Here is a 26203-nt window from a genome sequence, read left to right as displayed (position 1 = left end):
GCCAATGGTTAGCATCACGAACTAAAAGCAATTCAAGGGAGCCCTGCGCATGTCCGACAAACTCGACCCCCGCATGCCCGTGCTGGTCGGCTGCGGCCAGCTGGTCCAGAAGGAAAAGGATGTCGAGAAGGCGCTCTCGCCGATGCATCTGATGGCCGACGCCGCCCGCGCCGCCGCCGCCGACACCGGATTGGGCGAGAAGCTCTGGAGCGCCATCGACAATGTGACGACGGTGCGCTTCATCACCGACAGCCCGGATTCAGGGCGACTGCCCTTCGGCCGCTATCCCAATGCGGCAAAGACGCTGGCCAACATGCTGGGCGCCAACCCGTCGAAAACCTGCTACGGCCCGACCGGCGGCAACACGCCGCAAATGCTGGTCAACCACACCGCCGAGCTGATCGCGCGTGGCGACACAGAGGTGGCCCTCGTCGCCGGCTCTGAATGTTTCGGCACGCTGATGCGCGCGCTGGGGCAGGGCAAGCAGCTCCCCTGGCACGACGAGAATCCCGGCGGCACCCGCATCGACATCGGCAACGAGAAAGCCGGCGTCACCGAAACCGAAAAGCGTCACAAGCTGCAATTCCCGGTCAACATCTATCCGATGTTCGAAAACGCCATTCGCGGCGCCAGGGGCCGCAGCGTCCGCGACCACCAGCTCGCCATCGGCCGCCTGATGGCGCCTTTCACCGAAATTGCGGCGAAGCATCCGCAGGCCTGGTTCCCCGTCGCCCGCACGGCCGAGGAAATCGCCACCCCGACCGACGACAACCGCTATGTCGGCTTTCCCTACACGAAATACATGAACGCCATCATGCAGGTCGATCAGGCCGCCGCCGTCGTCATGATGTCGGTCGAGAAGGCGCGCGAACTCGGCATCCCGCAATCGAAATGGGTCTTCCTGCATGGCTGCGCCGACGCCAACGATCTCTGGTATCCGAGCGAGCGCGTCAATTTCCATTCCTCGCCGGCGATCCGCATGATGGGCCGCAAGGCCTTCGCGATGTCGGGCTGGAAGATCGGCGACGTCGATTATTTTGATCTCTATTCCTGCTTCCCGTCGGCCGTGCAGATCGGCCGCGACGAACTCGGCATCGCCGAAGACGATCCGCGCCCGCTGACCGTCACCGGCGGCTTGCCGTATTTCGGCGGCGCCGGCAACAACTACGTGATGCACTCGATCGCGACGATGATGGACAAGCTGCGTGCGAAGCCGGGGACGAAGGGCCTCGTCACCTCGAACGGCTGGTATGTGACGAAACACGGCCTCGGCCTCTATTCGACGGCGCCGCGCGAAGGCAAATGGGAGCGTGAGACCCCGGCCACCTATCAGGCCGAGATCGACGCCGAGAAACATCCGAAGGTCGAGGAAAAGCCCAACGGCAAGGCGAAGATCGAAACTTACACGGTCGTCCACGGACGCGGCGGCGCCGAATTCGCCATCCTCTTCGGCCGCATGGCCGACAGCGACGCCCGCTTCGTCGCCCACACGCCCAACGACCCGGCCACGCTTCAGGACATGCTGACCCGCGACCAGCTTGGCCGCCCCGGCACCGTGACCTCGCCCGCCGACGGCAGCGTCAACATCTTCACGCCTGAGTGACGCGCGTCCCGTCGTCTAGCGACGGAACCCACCCTCCCCTTGGGGGAGGGTCGAAATTTGCACCACGTTAGTGGTGTAAATTTCGGGGCGGGGTCGCGGCGCTTACGGTGCAGCTATGAGGCTGCGTCCGACGGCACGGCGTGACGCTTCCCCCGCCCCGAAAAATTCTTCGCAAGCTCGAATTTTTCGACCCGCCCCCCAGGGGGGTGGTGACTACAGCAAGCGATCAGACGGCAGGCTTCACATCCTCACCACAGCCACGTCTCGGGATCGGGCACCGGCTTGCCGTCCATCGCCAGCATGATGCCCTTGATCAGGCGGATCAGCGCCCAGACAACCGTCGCGAGCAGGATCAGCATGCCGATCATGATCATCATGGTGACGGCGCCGACAAACGCGAACAGCAGCCCGATCCAGAAGGTGCGGATCAGGAAGGTCAGATGCGACGCCGCAGCCGGCGTCGACTCGCTCCGTTTGAGATAGGCGACAATCACGCCGGCAATCGTCGTGATACCGTTCACGAAGCCGATGAAATAGAGAATATAGACGAGTTTGCTGATGCCGAACGGGTCGCCGCCCGCTTGCGCAACAGGGGGATTGGGCGCGTCGCTCATGGAAGCCTCCTCTGAAGAATCGCCTCGTCAAAGGCTAGCCCCTCATCCGCCCCCTGACCATCGGCTTTCCCTTGCCGGGATCGCCGGGTTCCATTGGATATCGCCGCAAGTGCCACAAATTCAGTGTCACCCCGGGGCTTGTCCCCGGGGCCCATTGGCCTATCGACTCGGTACTCGCTCTCGAGCGACGACCCCGCTACTCTCGACCGCAACGGGAGATCGAGAAAATGAAGGCCACGAAGAAATCAACTGCGAGAAGCATAGCAACGGCTCGCTCGGATGACGCCACCATGCATCTCCTTCGCGTTCCGGCCAACGCGCGCCACCTCGCAAGGGCGCTGAAGGAGATTGAGCGGGGAGAGCTTGTGGACCTGAGCCGGTTGCTGAAACGGCGATAAGTCGCTTGTTCCTGTTCTCCACGCGCGACCGGACGCTCGAAGTCCTCTCTTGCCGATACCATTATTGAGCGCTACGCCCTTCCCATCGAAATCACACGATCCGAAGGAAGCCACCCCATGCCCTTGATCTACATGATCCGCCACGGCGAGGCCGCCGCCGGCTGGGATGCCGACACCGATCCCGGCCTCAGCGAAAAAGGCCGCGCGCAATCCGAAGCGGTTGCCCGCGAAATCGAGACCCGCACCGGCCGCAAGCTGCCGCTGCTCTCCTCGCCCTTGCGCCGCTGCCGCGAAACCAGCGAACCGCTGGCCGCCAGCTGGGTCGCCACACCTGCCATCGAGCCCCGCGTCGCCGAAGTCCCATCGCCCATCGCCGACCTCGCCGCGCGCGGCGCCTGGCTCCGCGGTCTGATGGCCGGCACATGGGCCGACGCGCTGGCGCCGGAAAACACCGGCAACGGAAAAGTCGATCTGGCGGCCTGGCGCCGCGCCGTCGTCGACGCGCTGACCGAGCGCAGTGAGGACACGGTGATCTTCTCCCATTTCATCGCCATCAATGTCGCCGCCGGCGCCGCAACGGGCGACGATCGATTCATCTCCTTCCGCCCCGACAATTGCTCGGTCACGATCTTCGAAACCGCCGGCACGGCGCTGAAACTGGTTGAGCAGGGCAGGGAAGCCGACACGAAGGTCAATTGAGAGCACGACGGTGACCGCCGCCGCCGGTTTGATGTATGATGCTCGGGCAAAGGCAGCGTTTGCCGCTTGTGCCAACCAAACCCGTCATGGCCCGCTTTATGCGGGCCATCCACGTCTTTCTTTTCTCACTGTGGCGAGATTTGAGTGGCTGAAACTATGAATAGGAAATACCGGAGCGACGCTCTTGAGGCCGTGCATGAAACGGCGAAAGCTCTGCACGAGGTCCGCGCAATCGGTCGGCGGGCCATGCGCGAGTTTGACAAGGCCTGTCTCCTCGATGCCGGCGAAATTACTTCGAACCAGACCAGGACGACGGGTCGCAGTCGTTGAATTGACTGCGCCGCCCCGGCGCCTCATCGGCACTCACGCCCGGTAATCCGCCTTCAATATCTCCAGCAGCTTCCGCGACGCCGGGCTGAGATAGCCGCCCTTGCGCACGATCGCGGTCACCGGATTGGCCGCATCGAGATCGCCCACCCGAATGACCGCGAGCGATTTCGCCGCCCGCTCCTCGGCGATGCTGCTTTCCGGCAGCAGCGCAATGCCGAAGCCGGCTTCATCGCCATCAACGTCGCCGCCGGCGCCGCAACGGGCAACGATCGCTTCATCTCCTTCCGCCCCGACAATTGTTCCGTCACGGTTATCGAGACGAACGGCTCCTTTCTCTCGCTGGTCGAGAAGGGCCCCGAGGCGAAAACGAAAGTGAATTGGCCGAGTGAGTCCGGATTGGTTCGGTCGCTTGGGGGAACGGTTTCTATCGACAAAGCGAGTTCGTAATCCTGATTGATTTTCCATCAAGCCTTGGTAATGTAAACAAACTATACATTTTAGACGTCGTGCTTTTATGTTGCCGCGGCGACGACTCCTCGCGCAAGCTAGCGATAGCGTAGTTGTGTGCGTTTTGTCCCCATCGCTTTTGTCTTTGCAGATTCTCTCTGTCTGCGGCGTGCCTTGTGGCGCGATCACATCGAACTCTAATTCTGTTGCTCTTGTTGTGTTCGCTTTTGCTGATTTTAGCGTTCATATCAAACCGAATTGGAAATCACGATGGCAACGCTCAATAATGTTGGGATTTTTATTACGCTTCTCGTTTCGATACTTTTTGTAGAGAAGGCGACGGCAGTTCCGTTGGACGAGTTGAACTCACTCATGCAGAATGTGCAGCAGGATGGCGTGCAGCCAAACGTGTCGGCAAATATCGTTCCCTCAGACGTATTAGGTCATGGATACAATCGGTTCACCGGCGGCTTTGCTGGTCGGTGTCTCGCCTCCTATGCACGTGTGCCCTACGGAGCATCCGGCGTTGTCTATCATTTGGACTATGCTGCGACAACGGAGGATTATGATACTGATAGGCGCCTCACTGCATCGGCTAAATTCAGTTGGGGCATAGGAGTGTCGGGTGGCGACGTTGCTGCTACCTATGGATCGCGGCGTTTCGTCAGTCTTTCAGCTTCTCAGAGAGCGATAATCGCCCGAGTATCTGTAAGTCCGAAGTCACTCATTCTAAGCAATGCCAATCTGCAGCCGGGATTGCCAAGCGATTTTGAGGGGTTCATAGACAACTGCGGCGACAGATATGTCGCACGAATTCAACGTGAAGCATCCTTAGTCGTTGTGTTTGTTGTCTCATCCAATTCACGGCAGGCGCTGGATACTCTTGATGCCTCGTTCAGCGGAAGCGCTAGCGGCGCAGGGTACGACTTTAGTACTTCCGCGCAGTTGACCAATAAGATATCGAACTCGATAAAAACATTGCACGTGAATGTCGATGCAACGTCGATTGGATATACAGGGTCGTTGCCAATCCATAATGTAGATTTGATGCTGGAGTTTATTCGGGACTTCCCTGCGATTGTTGCGCATTGTGCGCCTTCAGCATCCTCAAGTTCAGTGGCAACTTGCGACTCCATAAACCGCTTCGATACACGTGGTGATTCTGGTTATTTTGCAGACGTGATTTCGGACACGGCGCCGTATCCCGGAAGAGGGAAACTATCGACACAGTACCAGCAATTTTCGCACCTCGCAGATTCAGTATCGATGCTCGCCCTCGCAAAGGCTCAAGTGGAAGAGTATGACAACGGCAATTATGATTATTGGCCTCAGCTGGGACTGTCCGGACAAATTAGCGCGATTAGGGAAGATTTGGACGACTTCCTCACCGAAGCAGCCGATGTCGGAGAAGCGTGCCGGGAGAAACCTGCGGATTGCCATGCTGTAGGAATTTCTGATCTCGTCGCGAGAATAAAGCGATATTTAAGAGACGACAATTTTCCGCAGCAGGTTCGTTCCAAAAAGGTACCATTCTGCCAGTACAACGCCCCTGAAAACCGATGCATTTCAAGTGGAAGCAGTGCAGGTTTGATCGAGAAGCATATTGTGGACGTACCGGCGGGGCAGTTCGCACTGGTGGCGCTAGAGGGGACGATTGCGTCACCTAAGAACGGCCTTGGGCATACGAGACCGGAAGATATCCGGCATATTCAGATTAAGTTGATGCGATCCGGTACCGTTATGCACCGGTTGACAGGAACGCCGGCACATCACGATGACACTTATCGAGGGCCAATTTGCGTTAGGGGGCCGATGAGCGTGAGTCTTCTCGTCGATGGCCCTATCGGAGGTGATGCATGGGGCGAAACTCGGGATTGGACGGGCAACCAGTTCGCGGCAAGATATTGGAACGTGAGCGCCGTCCAAGCAGGCACGCTGGCCGATTTTCCTGACAAATGTTCACCCTAAGTCGAACTCATTTCCAGTGAGCCCCGACAATTGCTCGGTCACGATCTTCGAAACCGCCGGCACGGCCCTGAAGCTGGTCGAGCAGAGCAGGGAAGCCGACACGAAGGTCAACTGAACCTCAGCCGCGAAAGTCCGCCTTCAATATCTCCAGCAGCTTCCGCGACGCCGGGCTGAGATAGCCGCCCTTGCGCGTGATCGCCGTCACCGGATTGGCCGCATCGAGATCGCCCACCCGAATGACCGCGAGCGATTTCGCGGCCCGCTCCTCGGCGATGCTGCTTTCCGGCAGCAGCGCAATGCCGAAGCCGGCTTCAACCAGCCGCTTTTGTGCGGTCAGACTGTCGATGGCGGTCCAGCGGAAACGGCCGACGCCGCGCAACAGAAACTGGGCGAAGATGTTCGCCGCGGACGGCTCCTCGAAATCCGGTGGCGGCGGAAAGGCCAGCCAGTGTTCGTCGCCGAGATCGGCGAACCGCGCCACGCGCTTGTCCGCGCGCGCGTGATCCGGCGCGCAGGCCACGGCAAGCGGCTCGGGCCGGAGCGCAAAGCCGATGAGGTCGGGCGACCGGTCGTTGAAATAACGAAGCCCGATGGTTGCCTCGCCGCTCCGCACCAGCTCGCTCACTTCCGCGCTTGTTGCCGTTCTGAGCGTCAGCTCGACGCCCGGCGCGCGCGCGGCAAACTTTTTCAACACGCGCGTCAGCCCGGCGCTCGCCAGCGTGCCGACGACGGCAACGGAGAGCGATCCGGCTTGACCGGATTGCAGGTCGCCGAGAGCGTCGCCCGCATCCTTCAGCGCCGCCAGCACGCGCTCGGCATGGGGCAGCAGCGCGCGGCCTGCCTGGCTCAGCGCGACACCGCCGGTCACGCGCTCGAACAGCGGGATGCCCAGTTCCTCTTCCAGCAGCGCGATGCGGCGGCTGATGGCCGGTTGCGAGCGGTTGAGCACCTGCGCCGCCGCCGAAAAGCCGCCCGCCCGGTGAATGGTCACGAAAGTTTGGAGCGCCTCGGAATCCATGCGCCGCCTCACATGCAAAAAACAAATGTAATAGATCAAAACTATAAATTGGACGAATGGGCGCGCAAGCCCCAATTTCTCGGCAACGCGAATCCCACCCGCCACGTCGAAGGAAACCGAAATGCAGACGAGCGATACCGAAGCGAAGGCGCAAACCTTTCAGGCCATGCACAGGTCCGGCCCCGGCTTCATCATGCCCAACGCCTGGGACGCCGGCAGCGCGCTCATTCTCGCCGCTGCGGGCTTCAAGGCCATCGGTACCACCAGCGCCGGCATCGCCTTTTCGCTCGGCAAGCAGGACTACGGCGTCACCGATGCAGCGCTCGGCGTGACGCGCGCGGAAATGTTCGCCCGCATGCGCGAGATCGCCGAGGCCACGCGCCTGCCGGTCAATGGCGACCTCGAAGCGGGCTTCGGCGACAGCCCGCAAGCGGTCGCCGAAACCGTCGCCATGGCGATGGACGCCGGTCTGGCCGGCGGCAACATCGAAGACAAGAAGCCGCTGGAGCCGGTCCTCTATGACGAAACGCTGGCGGTCGAGCGCATCCAGGCCGCCCGCGCCGCCATCGACGCACGCGGCAGCGCCTTCGTCCTCAACGCCCGCACCGACATGCTCGTGCTCGGCCGAGAAGGTGCGTTCGAGGCTGCCATCGCCCGCGCCAATCGTTTCCTTGAAGCCGGTGCCGATTGCGTCTTCCTGCCCGGTGTCGCCGATCTCCCGGCGATGACGATTCTGGTTCGCGAGATTGACGGACCGCTCAACATCGTCGCCGGTCTCACAAGCACGGACGGCAACGCCCATGAGATGATCGCGGCCGGGGTGCGGCGCATCAGCCTCGGCGGCACCATCGCCCGCTCGGTTTTCGGCTTCATCCGCCGATGCGCCGACGAGCTGCGCGACAAGGGCACGCTGGATTTTGCGGAAGGTCAGTTCTCCGGCGCCGAACTCAATGCGCTATTCGCCCGCGAAAGGTCGCGCTGAACGCGCCACCCCACTCACAAGGAACCGCCATGACCAGATCGACCAGCGTCGCCCGCGTCGCGCGCACGCCCGAGCCGCCCTATTACGCCGTCACGACGACGACCGAACTTGGTTCCGGCTTCGACGAAAGCGCCTATTTCAAACTTGCGACAGAGCTTTATGGCCGCGCGGGCGAGATCGGCGGCTTTCTCGGCCTCGAAGCCTTCTTCCAGGACGGTGCCTCGGTCGCGATCACTTATTGGGAAAGCCTCGAAGCGATCCAGCGCTGGCGCGACGATCCCCACCACATGGCCGCCAAGCACAAGGCCAAGACCCTCTGGTTCGGCCCGACCATCACCCGCATCGCCCGCGTCGAAAGGGACTACGGATTTAATCTGGAATAGGTCGCCTTCCTTCCCATAAGGTTATGCGCAGTCACGCAAGGGGTCGTGTGCATCCGGGGGGCATCATGATGGGTAGATCGGTAGGATTCCGTCTTTTCGTGTTGGTAGTGATTTCATCGTTGGCGGCATGTGTGTCGCCGGCGAAAAACGTCGGCGCGCCACCGGAACTCGAGCGTGCGGTAAAGGCACAAACAGCGCCCGAGGAAATGGCGCGCATTCACTTCTTTCACGGCGTGTATGACAGCCCGGCAATGATTTTCGGGCCGATGTCGAACAAGCAGCCAGCCGACCTGATTGCGAATGGCACGGTGCAGGGTGGCATCAACAAGGGACAGGTGCTGGTCATCGATCTCGACCCCCAGGAATACGATTTCTCATGGGGTGAGCGGGTGGGCGATGGCCACGGGCTTGTCAGCAACAAGCTGACAATCCGATTGATGCCAGGCGACCTGATATATCTGCGTGCGGACATTCGCCCGTCGATGGGTGCGGCCTTCGGTATCGTTGGCGCACTCGCAGATCCGCCCAGGGCGATCCTGGTCCGCTGCGCGCCCGAGGAATGCGCGAGCCAGATCGGCGCGCTTCAGATCGTCGTCGCAAACTAGCGTTCCGCCTCACGGAATCTTTGCAATCGCCGCTTGTTCTTCGCCGGCCGCACCTGTTTAATGGTATCCATTAGAACAGGCGCAAGCCGGGGAGGGACAGGCGATGACCTACAAGCATCCAGCGGGCGAGGAATTCGGCGGCGTCATCGGCCGCACCGTCGCGGAGTCGACGCCCTGGTGGCCGGAGCCGAAACTGGCGGCCGGCACCCCCGATGTCGTGATGGTCGTGCTCGACGATACGGGCTTCGCCCATCTCGGCTGCTACGGCTCGACCATCGCCACCCCCAACATCGACGCGCTTGCCGCCAAAGGCGCGCGCTTTACCGGCTTCCACACCACCGCGCTTTGCTCGCCGACCCGCGCCTGCCTTCTGACCGGCCGCAACCATCATGCGGTCGGCATGCGCGGCGTCTCGAATTTCGACACCGGCTTCCCCAACATGCGCGGCGCGATCCCGAAAAGCGCCGCGACGCTGGCCGAGATCCTGCGCGACAAGGGCTACGCCACCTTCGCCGCCGGCAAATGGCATCTCGCGCCGATGAGCGAATGTTCGGCCGCCGGCCCCTTTGCCAACTGGCCTTTGCAAAAGGGCTTCGACCGCTATTACGGCTTTCTGCAGGGCGAGACCGACCAGTTTTATCCCGAGCTGACGCATGACAATCATTTCGTCGATGTGCCGGGCCGCGCCGAAGACGGCTATCACGTCTCCGAAGACATCGTCGACCGCTCGGCGGGCATGATCCGCGACATCGTCTCGCTGGTCCCGGAGCGCCCCTTCTTTCTTTATCTCGCCTTCGGCGCCATGCACGCGCCGCATCAGGCGCCGCAAAACTATCTCGACAAATATCGCGGCAAGTTCGACGCCGGCTGGGATGTGGTGCGGGCGGAATGGTTCGAGCGCCAGAAGCAGATGGGCGTCATCCCGAAGGACACGGCGCTGGCCCCGCGCAATCCCGGCGTTCGTCCGTGGGAGGAGCTTTCGCCGAACGAAAAGGCATTCGCCGCCCGGCTTCAGGAAGCCTTCGCGGCCATGCTCGAACATACCGATGTCCAGATCGGCCGCCTGATCGACTTCCTGAAATCGATCGACCGCTGGGACAACACGCTCTTCGTTCTTCTGTCCGACAATGGCGCCAGCCAGGAAGGCGGTCCGAAGGGCGTCTTCGACGAGATGAAATGGTTCAACGGCATGCCCGAAGACGTCGATGCGGCGGTCGCGCGCCTCGACGACATCGGCGGTCCCGAAAGTCACTGCAACATCCCCTGGGGCTGGGCACAGGCCGGCAACACGCCGCTGAAATGGTACAAGCAGAACACCCATGGCGGCGGTGTCCGCGACCCGCTGATCATGCACTTCCCGGCCGGCCTCGCCGCGCCCGGCGTCAGCCGCCGCCAGTTCTGCCACGCGGTCGACATTGCGCCGACGGTGCTCGAAATCGTCGGTATCGAAACGCCGTCCGTCGTCGCCGGCGTCCCGCAAATGCCGGTCCACGGCGTCAGTCTCAAACCTGCCGTCGCCGATCCTGAAGCCACGATTGCGCGCGGATCGCAGTTTTTCGAAATGCTCGGCCATCGCGGCATCTGGCAGGACGGCTGGAAGGCCGTGACGCGCCACGAACAGGGCAAGCCCTTCGACGAGGACCGCTGGGAGCTCTACAACCTCGCCGAAGACTTCTCGGAAGCAAACGATCTCGCCGCAAACGAACCCGAAAGGCTGAAGGCGCTGGTCGAACTCTGGTGGACCGAAGCAGAAGCGCAGGGCGCGTTGCCGCTCGATGATCGCAACGGTCTGGCACTATTCGCCGCCTCGCGCCGTCCCGGCATGCCGACCTCGCGCCGCCGCTTCGTCTATCACCCGCCGGTCTCCCACATCGTTGCCGATGTCTGCCCGCCGGTCGCGCGCGGCTGGCGCATGACGGCCGACATCGAACATCCGTCGGGCAATGGCGACGGTGCCATTGTGGCGCGCGGCAGCATCAACTCGGGCTTCGTCCTCTACATCAAGGAGGGCCGGCCGCATTTCGACTACAACTGCTTCCACGAACACACGGCCATCGCATCCGCCGCGCCGCTCGCGCCCGGCGCGCGCCAGCTGGAACTCGCCGTCGCCCGCCGCCCCGATGGCGGTGGCGACGTCGCCCTCCTGGTCGATGGCAATGAAGTGGCGTCCGGCACGATCCCGAAACTGGTGTTCATGCTTTCTTCCACCGGCATGGATATCGGCCGCAGCATTTCGCCGGTCTGTCATGACTACGCAGCGCCCTTCGCCTATGGCGGTGCGATCGGCACCGTCACCTTCGATATCCCCTCGCTTCGGCCGCAACAGGGGGAAAACGTGGCCAATGTCCGCGCCGCCTACGCGCAGCAATAGGAGAGGGCGCGAACGACGTCATCATGATCCGGCCTGTCCGGGCACCCGCTTACTTCTTGGGCCCCGGCCGGACGTAAGGCGCAACCTGATAGGTCAGCGCGATCGAAATGCTGACATCACCTTCGCCGACCGTCACGGCCGCCTTGTCGAAGGAGGGCGCGCGCAGAAAGCCGATCGCATTGTTGCTGAAACCGTAACCTTCGATCGGAATGCGCAAAATGCTGATGTCGAGCAGCCCGTTGTCGTTCTCGTCGTGAAACACGATGACGCCGTAGCGGCCGGCCGGCAGGTCCGAGACTGCGATTCCCTGCGGGCCCGTCCTGGCCCGCATCGTCACCCCGACAAGCCGTCCCTTGTCGTTGAGCAGCCCGACCTTCGCCGACGTACCAATGGCATCCTCGAAATTGGCGGCGCTGTCATAGAAGCCGATCATCAGCGCGCCGTCATCCGAGCGGACGCCCGTGACCGTGACCTTGAGATCGCCGGCCTGGGCCGGCAGGGCGGCCAGCGATGCAAAGGCCAGTCCGGCTGCAAGTTTCCACATCCTGTTGACGGGCTCCTTCGAAAATATGTCCGGCCGCCAGCCCCGCCTGCAATCTAGCATGAGGCGGATGCGCGCAGCCTGAAACATTTTGAGGCGGCTGCGCCCCTGACCCGCCGCAATCGCGGGTCTATAGTGGCCCCATGCATGATTCCTCTCCGGCCCTTCTGACCACCGCCGAAATGGCGCGCGCCGACGCGCTGGCCATCGCCCGCGGCCGTCCGGGTTCCGTCCTGATGGAGAATGCCGGCCGCGCCGTCGCCGAAGCCGTCGCGGCGCGTTTCCCGCAAGGCCCGGTCGCGGTCTTGTGCGGCCCCGGCAACAATGGCGGCGACGGTTTCGTCGCCGCGCGCCTGCTCGCCGAACGCGGCTGGCCGGTGACGCTCTTTCTTCTCGGCGCCCGCGAGAACCTGAAGGGCGATGCCGCCGAAGCGGCCGCCCGCTGGCAGGGTCCCGTCCACCCGCTCACCGCCGGCGCGGGCGAGGGCGCCACCCTCGTGATCGACGCCATCTTCGGCGCCGGCCTCGCCCGCGATGTCGAAGGCGTGGTCGCCGACCTGATCGCCCGCCTCGCGAAGTCGGGCGTTCCGGTCGCCGCGGTCGACGTCCCCTCGGGTCTCGACGGCGACAGCGGCGCGGTGCGCGGCGCGGCCGTCAAGGCGGCGCTGACGGTCACCTTCTTCCGTCTGAAGCCCGGTCATCTGTTGCTGCCGGGCCGCCGCCTCTGCGGCGAGCTGAAAGTGGCCGATATCGGCATCCCCTCCGACGTGCTCGAAGAGATTGCGCCGCAAACCTTCATCGACCATCCGCCGCTCTGGGCGGCCGCCTTTCCGCAGCCGAAGATCGACGGCCACAAATACACACGCGGCCATGCCGTCGTCGTCTCGGGCGGCGCGGCGCATACCGGCGCGGCGCGTCTGGCCGCGCGCGGCGCCTTGAGGGCAGGGGCGGGCCTCGTCACCGTGGCGACGCCGCCTTCGGCGCTGCTCGTCAACGCCGCCCATCTGACCGCAATCATGCTGGCGCCCTTCGACGGCGCCGACGGGTTGACGCAAATTCTCGAAGACAAGCGCAAGAACGCATTGCTGATCGGACCCGGCGCCGGCGTCGGCGCGGAAACGCGCGAAAACGTCTTGGCGGCCCTCCTGTCCGGCACCGCGATGGTGCTCGACGCCGATGCGCTGACATCCTTTGCCGAAATTCCGCGCGATCTCTTCGTCGCCATCAAGGGCTACTTCGCCGGTCCGGTCGTGTTGACGCCGCATGAAGGCGAGTTCGCCCGTCTCTTTCCGGCGCTGGCCGCCTCCGGCGAGAGCAAACTCCTCCGTGCACGGCGGGCCGCCGCTGAAGCCGGCGCCGTCATCGTGCTGAAAGGTGCCGACACCGTCATCGCCGCGCCGGACGGCCGCGCCGCCATCAACATCAATGCCGGTCCCGAACTCGCCACTGCCGGTTCCGGCGACGTGCTGGGCGGCATCGTGCTCGGCCTTCTGGCACAGGGCATGCCGCCATTCGAAGCCGCCGCCGCCGGCGTCTGGCTGCATGGCGAAGCGGGCGCCGCCTTCGGTCCGGGCCTGATCGCCGAGGACATCCCCGAAATGCTCCCCGCCATTCTGCGCGATCTGCCCGCTCAACTCGGCTGAGATGTCGCGCGCGGCGGCAAAACCGGGGACAAGTTTATTTTATCCCCACCCCTTATCCCCGCCGCCGGAGCCTTTGTGACAGTTCCGTGACAGTTTCGTGACAGAGGGGGTGTTTTCGGCTGTCGCCGCTGTGCTCTTTTGCTGGCAATCGCCCGAACCCCTTGATATAGAGAGCGCCAAATTGGGGAGCGGCTGGCTCTTGTCGGGCCTCGTCGTCGGCCCATGGCGGGCGTGGCGGAATTGGTAGACGCGCTGGATTTAGGTTCCAGTGCCGCAAGGCGTGGGGGTTCGAGTCCCTCCGCCCGCACCAGACCGAAACCCCTTTAAATACAATGGATTGTAAGATGCAGGTCACGGTCACCAACGCGGACGGTCTGAAGCGCGAATTGAAGATTCAGGTTCCGGCGCAAGATCTCGAAGCCCGCCTCGGCGTCAAGCTCGAGGAAATGAAAAACCAGGTTCGCCTCAAAGGCTTCCGTCCCGGCAAGGTGCCGGTCAGCCATTTGCGCAAGACCTTCGGCAAGCAGGTCATGGGTGAGATCATCCAGGAGACCGTCGGCGAGTCGAGCCAGAAAGCGCTGGCGGACGAAGCACTTAGGCCTGCCTTCCAGCCGTCGATCGATCTCGAGGGCGAAATCCAGGAAGTGATGGACGGCAAGGCTGACCTCACTTTCAAGATGAGCTTCGAGGTCGTGCCGGCCTTCGAACTGGCAGACTTTTCAAAGGTTTCCGTCGAACGCCTCGTTGCCGAGGTGAAGGACGCCGACATCGACGAAGCGCTGAAGCGCCTCGCCGAAAACCAGAAGAATTTCGAACCCCGCGCCGAAGGCGCTGCGGCCGAAAATGGCGATCTGCTGACCGTCGACTTCGTCGGCAAGATCGACGGCGTCGCCTTCGACGGCGGCTCGGCCGAAGACGCCAATCTCGAACTGGGCTCCGCCCGCTTCATTCCGGGCTTCGAGGAACAGCTTGTCGGCGCCAAGGCTGGCGAAGAAAAGACCGTCAACGTGACGTTCCCGGCCGAATATGGCGCCGAACACCTGGCCGGCAAGGACGCCGTCTTCGAGGTGAAGGTGAAGGAAGTGAAAGCGCCGGCCGAGGTAACGGTCGACGACGAACTCGCCAAGCGTTTCGGCTTCGACACCCTCGACAAGCTGCGCGAGGCACTCGCCGAGCAGATCAAGTCCGACTACACCCGCATGTCGCGCTCCCACATGAAGCGCGCCATGCTCGACAAGCTCGACGAGCTGCATGACTTCGAGCTGCCGCCGACGATGGTCGAGCAGGAATTCGAGCAGATTTGGCAGCAGTTCGAGCATGAGCTCAGCCACCAGAAAAAGACGGCCGCCGACCTCGATGAACCCGAGGAAGACGTGAAGGCCGAATATCGCAAGATCGCGGCGCGGCGCGTCCGCCTCGGCCTGCTGCTGGCCGAAGTCGGTGAGAAGAACAGCATCTCCGTCACCGAGCAGGAGCTGAACCAGGCGCTCGCCGAGCGCGCTCGCCAGTTCCCGGGTCAGGAGCGTCAACTCTATCAGTACTACCAGCAGAACCCGCAGGCGGTGCAGGAACTGCGCGCGCCGATCTTCGAGGACAAGGTCATCGACTTCATTGCCGAGCTGGCCGACGTGCAGGACAAGACCGTCAGCCGCGACGAGCTCTTTGCCGATCCCGATGCGGAGGAGCACGAGCACGTCCACGACGAGAACTGCGACCACGACCATGATCACGATCATGACGAGGCGAAGCCGGCAAAGAAGGCCGCCGCCAAAAAGCCCGCTGCGAAGAAGCCGGCGGCGAAGAAAAAGAAAGACGACTGACACGTCACGAGGCGTCGTCGAGGAAGGCCCGGAGCACCCCTCCGGGCCTTTGTCTTTTTGCTGCCGCAATTCGGCCGCATCCGGCCGCAGGCACATTAAGGATTTGTTAGCAAAAAAGTTTGACCGCGAGCCCAATTACCTGTTGCGCAGACTCATCGATACCTATATCTCCGCGCATCACAAGACGCACACGCACGTGCCGCTGGCCCCTGGCAGGTTTATGCAACGACGGAAGCGTCCTTTTTGGATCACGCCGGTCTGAGTACCGGATCTGAAAAAGGGTGTTGACGATGTTCGCCTCCGAGCAGGGCCGCCGTGCCCGTTCGCGCTCCTCTTCCAAAGCAATCGCAAAGTCCGCCCCGTCCTCGAAGGCGGTCAAGGGCCGCAAGGCGCCTCTGCGCCTTGTGCCGCAGGCGGCCGAGTTGCCGCTGGAGCGCGGTGGACTGCCGCCAAAGATCGCGCGCTACATCGCGACGGCCGAGTTGCCTTCGCCTTGCCTGATCGTCGATGTCGACATCGTCGCTCACAACTTCGAGGAGCTGGCGCGCTCGCTTCCCGAAGCGCGTATCTTCTATGCCGTGAAAGCCAACCCGGCCGATGAAATCGTGGCGCGCCTCGCGCGGCTCGGTTCGGCCTTCGACACGGCCAGCATGGGCGAGATCGATCTCTGCCTCGCGCATGGCGTCTCGCCGGACCGTCTCTCCTTCGGCAACACGATCAAGAAGGAACGCGACATCGCGGAAGCCTATCGAAAGGGCGTCCGCATGTTCGCCTTCGATAGCCAGCCGGAGCTCGAAAAGATCGCCCGCGTCGCGCCGGGTTCGAAGGTTTACTGCCGCGTGCTGATGGAATGCGAAGGGGCTGAATGGCCGCTGTCGCGCAAGTTCGGCTGCGAGCCTGAAATGGCCGTCGACCTTCTGGCGGCCGCAAAGGCGCTCGGCCTCGATGCCTACGGCATCTCCTTCCATGTTGGCTCGCAACAGACCGACCTCACGCAATACGACAAGGCGCTTGAGCTTTCGGTCTCGCTTTTCCGCGCGCTCGAGGCGCGCGGCGTGACGCTGCGCATGGTCAATATGGGCGGCGGCTTCCCGTCGCGCTACCGCACCGACGTGCCGTCGATCCCGGCTTATGGCACCGCAATCCACGAGGCTCTGCTGCGTCACTTCGGCGACAACATGCCGGAAGTGATCGTCGAGCCCGGCCGCGGTGTTGTCGGCGATGCCGGCGTCATCCAGGCCGAAGTCGTGCTCGTGTCGCAGAAGGGTGGCGACGACGATCGACGATGGGTCTATCTCGATGCCGGCAAGTTCCATGGTCTGGCCGAAACCATGGACGAGGCGATCAAGTATCGCCTGTTGACCTCGCGCGATGGTGGCGAGACGTCGCCCGTCGTGCTGGCCGGCCCGACCTGCGACAGCGCCGATATTCTCTATGAGAAGACGGACTATCGCCTTCCATCGGCACTCGCTGCCGGTGACAAGGTCTGGATACTGGCCACCGGCGCCTACACGACGACCTATTCGGCCGTCGGCTTCAACGGCTTCCCGCCGCTTGCCAGCGTCTGCATCTGAACGGTCGATCGCGCTCACCCCACAGAAAATTGCGAAGCCGCGTTCGCGAGGCATGCCGGCTGTGCATCCGGAACGGACAGACCGATGAAAATTGTTGCCGAGAAAGACATCCACAAAGCCGCCGTCGAGCGCTTGGTCGCCGAGGCTTTCGGGCCGGAACGCTTTGCCAAGGCCGTTTACCGGCTGCGCGACGGCGTCGCACATGATGCGTCCCTCGCGCTGGTCGCCGTCGACCGAGGCGTGGTCGTCGGCACGCTGCGCTTCTGGCCGGTCGAGATTGCCGGGGGCACGCCGGCCCTTTTGCTCGGGCCCCTTGTGACCGCGCCTGATCGGCAAGGCGAGGGCATAGGCAGCCGGCTGATGCGCGCCGGCCTTGCCCGCGCCACCGCGCAGGGACACCGCATCGTCGTGCTGGTCGGCGATGAGCCCTATTATCGTCGGTTCGGCTTCGCCCGCGCGTTGACACGGCGGCTCGACCTGCCCGGCCGGGTCGATCCCGCCCGCTTTCTGGCGCGTGAACTGGTGGCCGGCTCGCTGACGGGCGTCTCAGGCATGATTGGCAGACCGGGCGATATTGAACCGAAGAAGGTCGCTCTGACGCTGCGGTAAATGCCCTCTTTGTCACAGGGGGCGAAATCGGTCGTGACTGACCTTATATTGGTCTTGCGCTAGAGTTCGGAACCGTCCATTTACCGAATCAGGTTATTCGGGTTCTGTGCGGTTTTTGGCTGGCGCAGACGCGCTGCTGCCCGCATGCCGCAGAAAACAGGCCGACGCTCAGGAGAGAGAATGAAAGACCCCATCGAAACCTATATGAACCTCGTGCCGATGGTGGTCGAGCAGACCAATCGCGGTGAGCGCGCCTACGACATTTTTTCGCGCCTGCTGAAAGAGCACATTATTTTTGTTGCCGGCCCGGTCGAAGACGGCATGGCGATGCTCGTAACGGCACAGCTTCTTTTCCTTGAGGCCGAAAACCCCAAAAAAGAAATTTCGATGTACATCAATTCGCCAGGTGGCATCGTGACGTCGGGTCTGGCGATCTACGACACGATGCAGCACGTGCGCTCCCCGATCTCGACAGTGTGCATGGGGCAGGCCGCGTCGATGGGATCGCTCTTGCTGGCGGCCGGCGAAAAGGGCATGCGCTTCGCGCTTCCCAACGCGCGCATCATGGTCCATCAGCCGTCGGGGGGGTTCCAGGGGCAGGCGACCGACATCGAAATCCATGCCCGTGAGACGATCGCGATTCGCGAACGCTTGAACAACATCTATGTGAAACACACCGGGCAAAGCCTGAAGGCTGTCGAGGACGCGCTGGAGCGCGATAATTTCATGAGCCCCGAACGCGCTCTGGAATTCGGCATTATCGACCATGTCGGCGTGGTGCGCGCATCGCCGGACGACGCCAAAAAGGCCTGAAACGCAGGCTTTCCAGGGCGTGGGGCAGCATTGGCACCAGTGCTGCCTTTGCTGACTTCGTTGGCAAATACATGAAAACCGGGCCCTTCCGAAGCCGCGGCACCGCGACGGAAACCTCGTTCAGCGCCGTTATGGAGGGTAATGAAATGTTGATCCCTCTGCGAATAACATGCTCGTATGTCTCAGGAATGACCGCCAAAGCATCCGAATTTCACTCAGTGACGTATAGAGATTCGGGTGGCTTGATCGCGTAGCGTAAGGCAGGCACGGTTGGTGCAGGTAGCAGAAGAAGCCCGATCCGGCTTGCGGGTTACTCGGGTTACTAAGGAGTTTTTATGAGCAAGGTGAGCGGCGGCGACTCCAAGAACACGCTCTACTGTTCCTTTTGCGGCAAAAGCCAGCACGAGGTCAGGAAGCTGATTGCGGGACCGACCGTCTTTATCTGCGACGAATGCGTCGAACTCTGCATGGACATCATTCGCGAGGAGAACAAGAGCTCGCTGGTGAAGTCGCGTGACGGTGTTCCCTCGCCGCAGGAAATTTGTGCGGTGCTGGACGACTATGTGATCGGCCAACAGCACGCCAAACGGGTTCTCTCGGTCGCGGTTCACAACCACTACAAGCGCCTCAATCACGCCGCCAAGAACAACGACGTCGAGCTGGCAAAATCGAACATCCTGCTGATCGGTCCGACCGGCTGTGGCAAGACGCTGCTCGCACAGACGCTTGCCCGTATCCTTGATGTGCCGTTCACGATGGCGGATGCAACGACGCTGACCGAAGCCGGCTATGTCGGTGAGGATGTCGAGAACATCATCCTGAAGCTGCTTCAGTCTGCCGATTACAATGTCGAGCGCGCGCAGCGTGGCATTGTCTATATCGACGAAGTCGACAAGATCAGCCGCAAATCCGACAACCCGTCGATCACACGCGATGTTTCGGGCGAAGGTGTGCAGCAGGCCCTTTTGAAGATCATGGAAGGCACCGTCGCCTCCGTGCCGCCGCAGGGCGGGCGCAAGCATCCGCAGCAGGAGTTTCTCCAGGTCGACACGACGAACATCCTGTTCATCTGTGGCGGCGCCTTTGCGGGCCTTGAAAAGATCATCGGCCAGCGCGGCAAGGGTGCGGGAATCGGCTTCAGCGCCAAGGTACAGTCGGTCGAAGATCGCCGTACAGGCGAAATCCTCAAGGATCTGGAGCCCGAGGATCTGTTGAAGTTCGGTCTCATCCCGGAATTCGTCGGTCGTATGCCGGTTCTGGCGACGCTGGAGGATCTTGACGAAGAGGCGCTTGTCACCATCCTGACCCAGCCGAAGAATGCACTGGTCAAGCAATACGAGCGGCTGTTCGAGATGGAGAATGTGCGTCTGTCTTTCTCAGAGGAGGCGCTCCGCTCGATCGCGCGCAAGGCGATCGATCGCAAGACAGGTGCCCGCGGGCTCCGCTCCATTCTTGAGTCGATCCTGCTCGACACCATGTTCGAACTGCCGACGCTCGACGGTGTTGAAGAGGTTGTCATCAGCGGCGAAGTGGTTGAGGGCAAGGCACGTCCTCTCTACATCTATGCCGAACGCCAGGGCGACGTCGGCACGAGTGCCTGAACGGACCTGAAAACCGGCATTTTGCGACAATTGGCAGGTGGCCTTGAAAGCGTGGTCTTTCGAGGCCATTTTCCTTTTAACCCTTGGCCCCGGCTGCATCGCTGCCCGGCGGCCAGAATCGTCCGAAATCCGGGCGGCGCCCGCGAATCCCGCTATTCTGGGCAGGCAGGCTTCCGTCAGCATTCGTTCAGGATCGGATGCTAGGCTGGAGCTTCGCTGCGGGCGGCAGTCGAGTCAGGTTTAAAGGCAGGTAGTTGATATGACCGAGAAAGACGAGCGCAATCAGGATACGGCTGGCGGCAGGCTTGTGTTGCCGGTGCTGCCGCTGCGCGACATCGTGGTTTTCCCTCACATGATCGTGCCGCTCTTTGTCGGCCGCGAGAAGTCGGTGCGTGCGCTTGAAAATGTCATGCAGGACGACAAGCAAATTTTGCTCGTCGCGCAGAAGAACGCTGCGGACGACAATCCGAATACCGACGATATTTATGAAATTGGCGCCATTGGCACGGTTCTGCAGCTTCTGAAGCTGCCGGACAACACGGTCAAGGTGCTGGTTGAAGGTGTGCGTCGTGCGCGCGTGAAGCGCTACATAGACAATCCGGAGTTCTTTGAAGCCGAGGTTGAGGCAATCGACGAAACCGATGCGGATGGCGATCAGATTGAAGGCTTGACGCGCTCGGTGGTCTCGCAGTTCGAAGGCTATGTGAAGCTCAACAAAAAGGTGCCGCCGGAGGTTCTCGGTTCGATTGGACAGATCGAGGATCCGGCGAAGCTGGCCGATACGGTTGCGAGCCACATCAATATCAAGATTCCGGAGAAGCAGGAACTTCTCGAGATGTCGTCGGTTGCCGGACGTCTGGAGCGTGTCTATTCGCTGATGGAAGGCGAGATTGGCGTGCTGCAGGTCGAAAAGCGTATCCGCAGCCGCGTCAAACGGCAGATGGAGAAGACGCAGCGCGAGTACTATCTGAACGAGCAGATGAAGGCCATTCAGAAAGAACTTGGCGACGGCGACGATGGGCGCGAGGAAATTCGTGAACTCGAAGAGCGGATTCAGAAGGTCAAGCTCTCCAAGGAAGCCCGTGAAAAGGCGGTTGCCGAGCTGAAGAAGCTCAAGCAGATGAGCCCCATGTCGGCGGAAGCGACTGTTGTGCGTAACTATCTGGATTGGTTGCTTTCCGTGCCGTGGAAGCAGCGGAGCCGCGTCAAGAAGGACCTGGCGAATGCGCAGGAAATTCTCGATGCCGATCACTATGGCCTCGACAAGGTCAAGGAGCGCATCGTCGAATACCTGGCTGTCCAGAACCGCGCCAACAAGTTGAAGGGACCGATCCTGTGTCTCGTCGGACCGCCCGGTGTCGGCAAGACCTCGCTTGGCAAGTCGATCGCGCGTGCGACTGGCCGCGATTTCGTACGCATGTCGCTTGGCGGCGTACGCGATGAGGCCGAAATTCGTGGCCATCGCCGCACCTATATCGGCTCAATGCCGGGCAAGGTCATCCAGTCGATGAAGAAGGTGAAACACACCAATCCGCTCTTCTTGCTCGACGAGATCGACAAGATGGGTGCGGACTTCCGTGGCGATCCGTCATCGGCATTGCTCGAGGTTCTCGATCCGGAGCAGAACAGCTCATTCGCCGATCATTATCTGGAGGTCGACTACGATCTCTCCGATGTCATGTTCGTGACGACAGCCAATACGCTCAACATCCCCGAGCCGTTGATGGACCGGATGGAGATCATTCGCATTGCCGGCTACACCGAAGATGAGAAGGTCGAGATTGCGCGGCGCCATCTGATCCAGAAGGCAATCGACGGTCATGGCTTGAGAAAGGGCGAGTGGTCGATCGACGACGAGGCGTTGCGGCAACTAATCCGCGTCTACACACGCGAGGCCGGCGTCCGCAACCTTGAGCGCGAGTTGAACAATCTGGCGCGTAAGGCGGTGAAGCGCATCCTGACCGATTCGGAAACGAAGACGATCAAGCTGACGATGGAGAACATCGCCGACTATGCCGGCGTAGCAAAATATCGCTTCGGTGAAGCCGAGGGCGAGGATCAGGTCGGTATCGTTACCGGTCTTGCATGGACCGAGGCTGGTGGCGAACTGCTGACCATCGAAGGCGTCATGATGCCGGGCAAAGGCCGTATGACGGTCACCGGCAATCTGCGCGATGTGATGAAAGAGTCGATCTCGGCGGCGAGTTCCTATGTCCGCTCCCGCGCGACTCGCTTCGGCATTGAGCCGCCGCTCTTCGACCGTCGCGACATCCATGTCCATGTGCCGGAAGGCGCCACGCCCAAGGATGGCCCATCGGCCGGTGTCGCCATGACGGCGGCTATCGTCTCTGTCATGACCGGTATCCCCGTTCGCAAGGATGTGGCCATGACCGGCGAGATGACGCTCAGGGGCCGGGTGTTGCCCATCGGTGGTCTCAAGGAGAAACTCCTGGCCGCACTCCGGGGCGGTATCAAGAAGGTGCTGATCCCGCAGGACAACGCCAAGGATCTGGCGGAGATTCCGGACAATGTGAAGAACAGTCTGGAAATCGTGCCGGTCAACACGATCGACGAGGCGCTGAAACACGCGTTGACTCGGGTACCCGAGCCGATCGAGTGGGACGAGGATGCCTGGCTGGCCGAGCAGGCCGCCGCCGGGCGCAACCGGCCCGGCGCGACAGAGCCGATTATGGCGCATTAGGGTCTCTGGATAGCCGTTCGGCCATCGGAAGAAGCAAAACGGGAGCCCAAGGGCTCCCGTTTCTGCTTTGAGGTTCACGAATTTTCCGCAGAAATCCTTTGTTTTTACTTTGACCCCCTTCTCGGCAGGCGAGTAGACTCTTAACGCTTGAGGGAATCCCGATTCCCCGCCATCGCATCAGAAGGGGCCCGACGTGAACAAGAACGATCTCATTGCAGAAGTGGCGGACCGGACCGGCCTATCCAAGGCCGATGCGACCAAAGCCGTCGACTATGTGTTCGACATCATCACGGACTCGCTGAAAAAGGGCGAAGAGGTCCGGCTGGTTGGCTTCGGCACGTTCAATGTGTCGAACCGGGCGGCCACCGAGGGCCGAAACCCGCGTACCGGCGAGACGATCCAGATCCCGGCGTCGAAGCAGCCGAAGTTCAAGGCCGGCAAGGGTCTCAAGGACGCTGTGAACAGCTAGCCGGGAGAAACGGTGAATTTAAGGGCCGGCCGCGTAGGGAAGCGTGCCGGCCTTTTTCATTGGCCGGTGGTTTGCCCGCTGGCGGGGTGGTCGGTTGTCGTGGCGCCATCGGCGGTTGCGGGCCCCTCCTCGGCGGCGCGCGGGTCGAGTTCGGTCGGTAGCGGATGAGCCTGCGGGAAGGGGACGGCGACAAAATCGGCCCGTTGCTCGTCGGGGAGTGCTGGCGTCGAGATTATTCGGTAGATCGTGTAACCGGCGAACAAGAGATGAACAAGCGCGGGGAACACGAAAATCGACGAAATGCCGAAACTGCCGACACCCAGCGATGCTGCAGTGGGGCCAACGATGGCACCCACTGAATAGACGACCAGCAGCCCGCCCGAAATCGAGACAAAGCTTTCGCTCTGCCCGTGATCGTTCATATGCGCCACGCAGACCGAATAGAGTGTCAGTGCGAAGACACCGAAGAGAACGCCGGTCAGCAACATAGCGACCGCGCTTCCGCTGACGCCCGCGAAAACCAGTGCTACCTCGCCCAACGCCGAACCAAGGCAAAGCGCGACGATGACGCGCCGCCGGTCCATGCGGTCCGAGATGCGTCCGATTGGCCATTGTGCGATTGCGCCGCCGGCGATCGCTGCAAGCATGAAGGCTGCAATCCCGCCTTCACCGAGCCCGCTTTCCATCGCAAAGAGCGGCGCCAAGGTCCAGAACGGCGCATTGGTCAGGCCGACCACAAAGGACCCGACCAGTCCGACGGGCGAAAGAGCGTAGAGGTTCCAGATATTGATCTGCGTGCTCTGTATAGGCATCGGCTGGACGGAGGTCGTCATCGCCACAGGGACGAGCGCCAGCGATGTCAGGATCGAGCAGATGGCAAAAAGGACGAAACCGGTTGAATCGGCAGCGTTGAGCATCAATTGGCCGCCGGCGAGCGCCGTGAGGTTGACCGCGAGGTAGACAGCGAAAATTCGTCCTCTGGTGTCGTTGGTGGACTGTTCGTTGAGCCAGCTCTCGATGACCATGTAGAGGCCGGCGAAGCAGAAGCCGGTCAGGACCCGCATCAGCGCCCATGTGGCGGGATCGGAAGACATCGCATGAATGAGCGGCGCCGCAGCGGCCAGACCGCAGAATGTCGCGAAGCTGCGGATATGCCCGGCGCGGCGCACAATATGGGGCGTTGCGAAGCAACCCGCGAGAAATCCGGCGAAATAGAAGCTGCCAATGACGCCGACGGTGATGGTCGCGAAGCCCTCGTAACCCGCACGAATCGGGATCAGCGTACCGAGAAGGCCATTGCCGACCAGCAAGATGGCTGTGGCCATCAGCAGCGAAAGGACGGGGGCGAGGGTACGAGTCAACGGGGCACCCGGTCTGTCGATGAGCCGAAGGGCGATGGCCCAAGATCGGGTGTTTGGGGTGCCATTGCAATGGTCCGATTGCATTGCCGGCAGGCATTCGATAGGAGTTGCGGCGTTGCCTGGGCAAGCGTTGCGGCTGGTCGGCAGGGGCGGTTAGCTCAGTTGGTAGAGCATCTCGTTTACACCGAGAGGGTCGGCGGTTCGAGCCCGTCACCGCCCACCAGGCAAGTCATGGCCACATGCACCGCTGCAAGGGTCGATGCGCCTTGACAGGGAAGGGGCCTTGGCTTACGAACCGCCCACCTTTCAGGCGGTCTTTCTGGCCGTGTTGGGGGTGTAGCTCAGTTGGTTAGAGCGCCGGCCTGTCACGCCGGAGGTCGCGGGTTCGAGTCCCGTCACTCCCGCCATCGTTTCCAATTCATCGGGCGTATGCGATCGCCACGCGCGCCAGTATGCGTGCGCTGCCCACCTTGCGCATGACCTGGCGCAAGGGCAGGAAGTTCAAAGGTTTTTGCTCCGACAAAACGTCAGCCGGCCTTTGATTTCGCGCATGCGAGAGATATACTGTGCGCCGAATTGGGCAGCCGATTAGGGACGATCCAATCGTCCTGCTGCGCGCCCGCGCAGCGTGAAAATCTGCCCGGCCGATGTCCAAAAGGTATCGGTCTCTTGTTGGGGACAATTCGATGGAAGACCTGCTTCTCGAGTACTTGCCCATATTGATATTTATAGGGCTGTCGCTCGTGATCGGTCTTGCGCTGCTCATCGCGCCGTTCATTGTCGCGCCGAGCAAACCGGATCCCGAAAAGCTCGCCGCTTATGAATGTGGATTCGATGCATTCGACGATTCGCGAATGAAGTTCGATGTGAAGTACTATCTGGTCGCTATTCTCTTCATAATCTTCGATCTTGAAGTGGCCTTTCTGTTCCCATGGGCAGTTGCGCTGGGTGATGTCGGTTTGTTTGGTTTCTGGTCGATGATCGTGTTCCTCGCGGTGCTGACGATCGGCTTCACCTACGAGTGGAAGAAGGGCGCCCTGGAATGGGAGTGATACAAACCGGCGGCGCGGTCGCACCGGCAGGTGATGCGATTGTGGGAAGCGGGCAGGATGATGCGTTCTTCCAGCACGCGTCGGATGCGCTGGCCGACAAGGGTTTTGTGCTGACCACGGTCGACGACTTGATCAACTGGTCGCGCACCGGTTCGCTGATGTGGATGACCTTCGGTCTGGCCTGTTGTGCGGTCGAGATGATGCACACCTCCATGCCGCGCTACGACGCGGAACGATTCGGTGTCGCGCCGCGCGCGAGCCCGCGCCAGTCCGACGTGATGATCGTCGCCGGGACGTTGACCAACAAGATGGCGCCCGCGTTGCGCAAGGTCTACGACCAGATGCCGGAGCCTCGCTATGTGATCTCGATGGGCTCATGTGCGAATGGCGGCGGCTACTACCATTACTCCTATTCCGTGGTGCGCGGTTGCGACCGGATTGTCCCGGTTGACATCTATGTGCCCGGATGCCCTCCAACCGCTGAGGCACTGCTCTACGGCATCCTCGCCCTTCAAAAGAAAATTCGCCGGACGGGTACGCTCGACCGTTGAGTTCCACTGAGCGGCAGCAATGACCTTCCTTGCCGGAAGCGAAATCCTGC

General features: G+C 61.8%; 22 protein-coding genes and 3 tRNA genes. 20 read left to right on the top strand and 5 right to left on the bottom strand.

Annotated elements, in window-relative coordinates; all coding sequences use genetic code 11:
• Positions 1-49 precede the first annotated feature (49 nt).
• Entirely contained in the window at positions 50-1603 is a 1554-nt protein-coding gene (locus Q7V31_RS16885; protein WP_304735997.1) for an acetyl-CoA acetyltransferase, read from the top strand.
• A gap of 248 nt (positions 1604-1851) precedes the next feature.
• Here the strand turns inward: Q7V31_RS16885 and Q7V31_RS16880 are convergent, their stop codons facing one another.
• Positions 1852-2217 (bottom strand): hypothetical protein, encoded by a 366-nt coding sequence (locus Q7V31_RS16880; RefSeq protein WP_304735995.1) that lies wholly within the window; start codon positions 2215-2217, stop codon positions 1852-1854.
• A gap of 515 nt (positions 2218-2732) precedes the next feature.
• On the opposite strand from Q7V31_RS16880, the gene Q7V31_RS16875 reads away from it, so the two are divergent.
• Positions 2733-3314 (top strand): histidine phosphatase family protein, encoded by a 582-nt coding sequence (locus Q7V31_RS16875; protein ID WP_304735994.1) that lies wholly within the window; start codon positions 2733-2735, stop codon positions 3312-3314.
• 363 nt (positions 3315-3677) lie between these two features.
• Here the strand turns inward: Q7V31_RS16875 and Q7V31_RS16870 are convergent, their stop codons facing one another.
• Positions 3678-4109 carry a LysR substrate-binding domain-containing protein gene (locus tag Q7V31_RS16870; RefSeq protein WP_304736051.1) on the bottom strand — a complete coding sequence of 144 codons (432 nt, stop codon included), beginning with the start codon at positions 4107-4109 and terminating at the stop codon, positions 3678-3680.
• Positions 4110-4361: 252 nt separating this feature from the next.
• On the opposite strand from Q7V31_RS16870, the gene Q7V31_RS16865 reads away from it, so the two are divergent.
• Entirely contained in the window at positions 4362-6059 is a 1698-nt protein-coding gene (locus Q7V31_RS16865) for a hypothetical protein (RefSeq protein WP_304735992.1), read from the top strand.
• Positions 6060-6177: 118 nt separating this feature from the next.
• Here Q7V31_RS16865 and Q7V31_RS16860 read toward each other — a convergent pair whose 3' ends face one another.
• Positions 6178-7077: a LysR family transcriptional regulator gene (locus Q7V31_RS16860; protein WP_304735991.1), complete on the bottom strand. Its 900-nt coding sequence runs from the start codon at positions 7075-7077 to the stop codon at positions 6178-6180.
• Positions 7078-7198: 121 nt separating this feature from the next.
• On the opposite strand from Q7V31_RS16860, the gene Q7V31_RS16855 reads away from it, so the two are divergent.
• From Q7V31_RS16855 to Q7V31_RS16840, 4 genes are all read left to right on the top strand, one after another.
• The gene (locus tag Q7V31_RS16855) at positions 7199-8059 is read left to right on the top strand and encodes an isocitrate lyase/phosphoenolpyruvate mutase family protein (RefSeq protein WP_304735990.1); all 861 of its coding nucleotides are present in this window, start codon (positions 7199-7201) and stop codon (positions 8057-8059) included.
• A 29-nt stretch (positions 8060-8088) separates the two neighbouring features.
• On the top strand, positions 8089-8442 hold the full coding sequence (locus tag Q7V31_RS16850) for an antibiotic biosynthesis monooxygenase (protein ID WP_304735989.1): 354 nt from the start codon (positions 8089-8091) through the stop codon (positions 8440-8442).
• 131 nt (positions 8443-8573) lie between these two features.
• Positions 8574-9047, top strand: a complete 474-nt coding sequence (locus Q7V31_RS16845; RefSeq protein WP_304735987.1) for a hypothetical protein — start codon at positions 8574-8576, stop codon at positions 9045-9047.
• A 103-nt stretch (positions 9048-9150) separates the two neighbouring features.
• Complete coding sequence (locus Q7V31_RS16840) at positions 9151-11418, top strand: arylsulfatase (RefSeq protein WP_304735986.1); 2268 nt, start codon at positions 9151-9153, stop codon at positions 11416-11418.
• Positions 11419-11467: 49 nt separating this feature from the next.
• On the opposite strand, the gene Q7V31_RS16835 is transcribed toward Q7V31_RS16840, so the two are convergent.
• Entirely contained in the window at positions 11468-11962 is a 495-nt protein-coding gene (locus Q7V31_RS16835; protein WP_304735985.1) for a DUF2141 domain-containing protein, read from the bottom strand.
• Positions 11963-12102: 140 nt separating this feature from the next.
• Between Q7V31_RS16835 and Q7V31_RS16830 the strand changes: the two genes are divergently transcribed.
• The 9 genes from Q7V31_RS16830 (at position 12103) to Q7V31_RS16790 (ending at position 23189) form a co-directional block, all read left to right on the top strand.
• Positions 12103-13602 carry an NAD(P)H-hydrate dehydratase gene (locus tag Q7V31_RS16830; protein ID WP_304735984.1) on the top strand — a complete coding sequence of 500 codons (1500 nt, stop codon included), beginning with the start codon at positions 12103-12105 and terminating at the stop codon, positions 13600-13602.
• Between the two features lie 225 nt (positions 13603-13827).
• Positions 13828-13912, top strand: a tRNA-Leu gene (locus tag Q7V31_RS16825).
• Between the two features lie 34 nt (positions 13913-13946).
• Positions 13947-15422: a trigger factor gene (gene tig / locus Q7V31_RS16820; RefSeq protein ID WP_304735982.1), complete on the top strand. Its 1476-nt coding sequence runs from the start codon at positions 13947-13949 to the stop codon at positions 15420-15422.
• A 290-nt stretch (positions 15423-15712) separates the two neighbouring features.
• Entirely contained in the window at positions 15713-16996 is a 1284-nt protein-coding gene (locus Q7V31_RS16815; RefSeq protein ID WP_304735981.1) for a type III PLP-dependent enzyme, read from the top strand.
• An 84-nt stretch (positions 16997-17080) separates the two neighbouring features.
• A complete protein-coding gene (locus tag Q7V31_RS16810; protein ID WP_304735980.1) occupies positions 17081-17605 on the top strand; it encodes a GNAT family N-acetyltransferase in 525 nt (174 codons plus the stop codon).
• A gap of 180 nt (positions 17606-17785) precedes the next feature.
• On the top strand, positions 17786-18418 hold the full coding sequence (locus tag Q7V31_RS16805; RefSeq protein ID WP_304735979.1) for an ATP-dependent Clp protease proteolytic subunit: 633 nt from the start codon (positions 17786-17788) through the stop codon (positions 18416-18418).
• Positions 18419-18753: 335 nt separating this feature from the next.
• The gene (gene clpX / locus Q7V31_RS16800; protein WP_304735978.1) at positions 18754-20019 is read left to right on the top strand and encodes an ATP-dependent Clp protease ATP-binding subunit ClpX; all 1266 of its coding nucleotides are present in this window, start codon (positions 18754-18756) and stop codon (positions 20017-20019) included.
• Between the two features lie 259 nt (positions 20020-20278).
• Positions 20279-22720: an endopeptidase La gene (gene lon / locus Q7V31_RS16795; protein WP_304735976.1), complete on the top strand. Its 2442-nt coding sequence runs from the start codon at positions 20279-20281 to the stop codon at positions 22718-22720.
• 193 nt (positions 22721-22913) lie between these two features.
• Positions 22914-23189, top strand: coding sequence for an HU family DNA-binding protein (locus tag Q7V31_RS16790; RefSeq protein WP_304735974.1), 276 nt, complete (start codon positions 22914-22916; stop codon positions 23187-23189).
• Positions 23190-23245: 56 nt separating this feature from the next.
• Here the strand turns inward: Q7V31_RS16790 and Q7V31_RS16785 are convergent, their stop codons facing one another.
• Positions 23246-24550 carry an MFS transporter gene (locus Q7V31_RS16785; protein WP_304735973.1) on the bottom strand — a complete coding sequence of 435 codons (1305 nt, stop codon included), beginning with the start codon at positions 24548-24550 and terminating at the stop codon, positions 23246-23248.
• Between the two features lie 147 nt (positions 24551-24697).
• Between Q7V31_RS16785 and Q7V31_RS16780 the strand changes: the two genes are divergently transcribed.
• The 4 genes from Q7V31_RS16780 (at position 24698) to Q7V31_RS16765 (ending at position 26153) form a co-directional block, all read left to right on the top strand.
• Positions 24698-24773: transfer RNA gene (locus Q7V31_RS16780), tRNA-Val, on the top strand.
• A 107-nt stretch (positions 24774-24880) separates the two neighbouring features.
• Positions 24881-24957: transfer RNA gene (locus Q7V31_RS16775), tRNA-Asp, on the top strand.
• Between the two features lie 279 nt (positions 24958-25236).
• Positions 25237-25602 carry an NADH-quinone oxidoreductase subunit A gene (locus Q7V31_RS16770; RefSeq protein WP_304735972.1) on the top strand — a complete coding sequence of 122 codons (366 nt, stop codon included), beginning with the start codon at positions 25237-25239 and terminating at the stop codon, positions 25600-25602.
• The gene (locus Q7V31_RS16765) at positions 25593-26153 is read left to right on the top strand and encodes an NADH-quinone oxidoreductase subunit B family protein (RefSeq protein WP_370690675.1); all 561 of its coding nucleotides are present in this window, start codon (positions 25593-25595) and stop codon (positions 26151-26153) included. Before Q7V31_RS16770 ends, Q7V31_RS16765 begins: the two co-directional genes overlap by 10 nt.
• The last annotated feature ends 50 nt before the right edge of the window (positions 26154-26203 follow it).

Source organism: Parvibaculum sp. (assembly GCF_030651915.1).
In the GTDB taxonomy this organism is placed as follows: Bacteria; Pseudomonadota; Alphaproteobacteria; order Parvibaculales; family Parvibaculaceae; genus Parvibaculum.
Note: the sequence above shows the minus strand (reverse complement) of the source record. Positions and strands in the feature narration are given on the sequence as shown.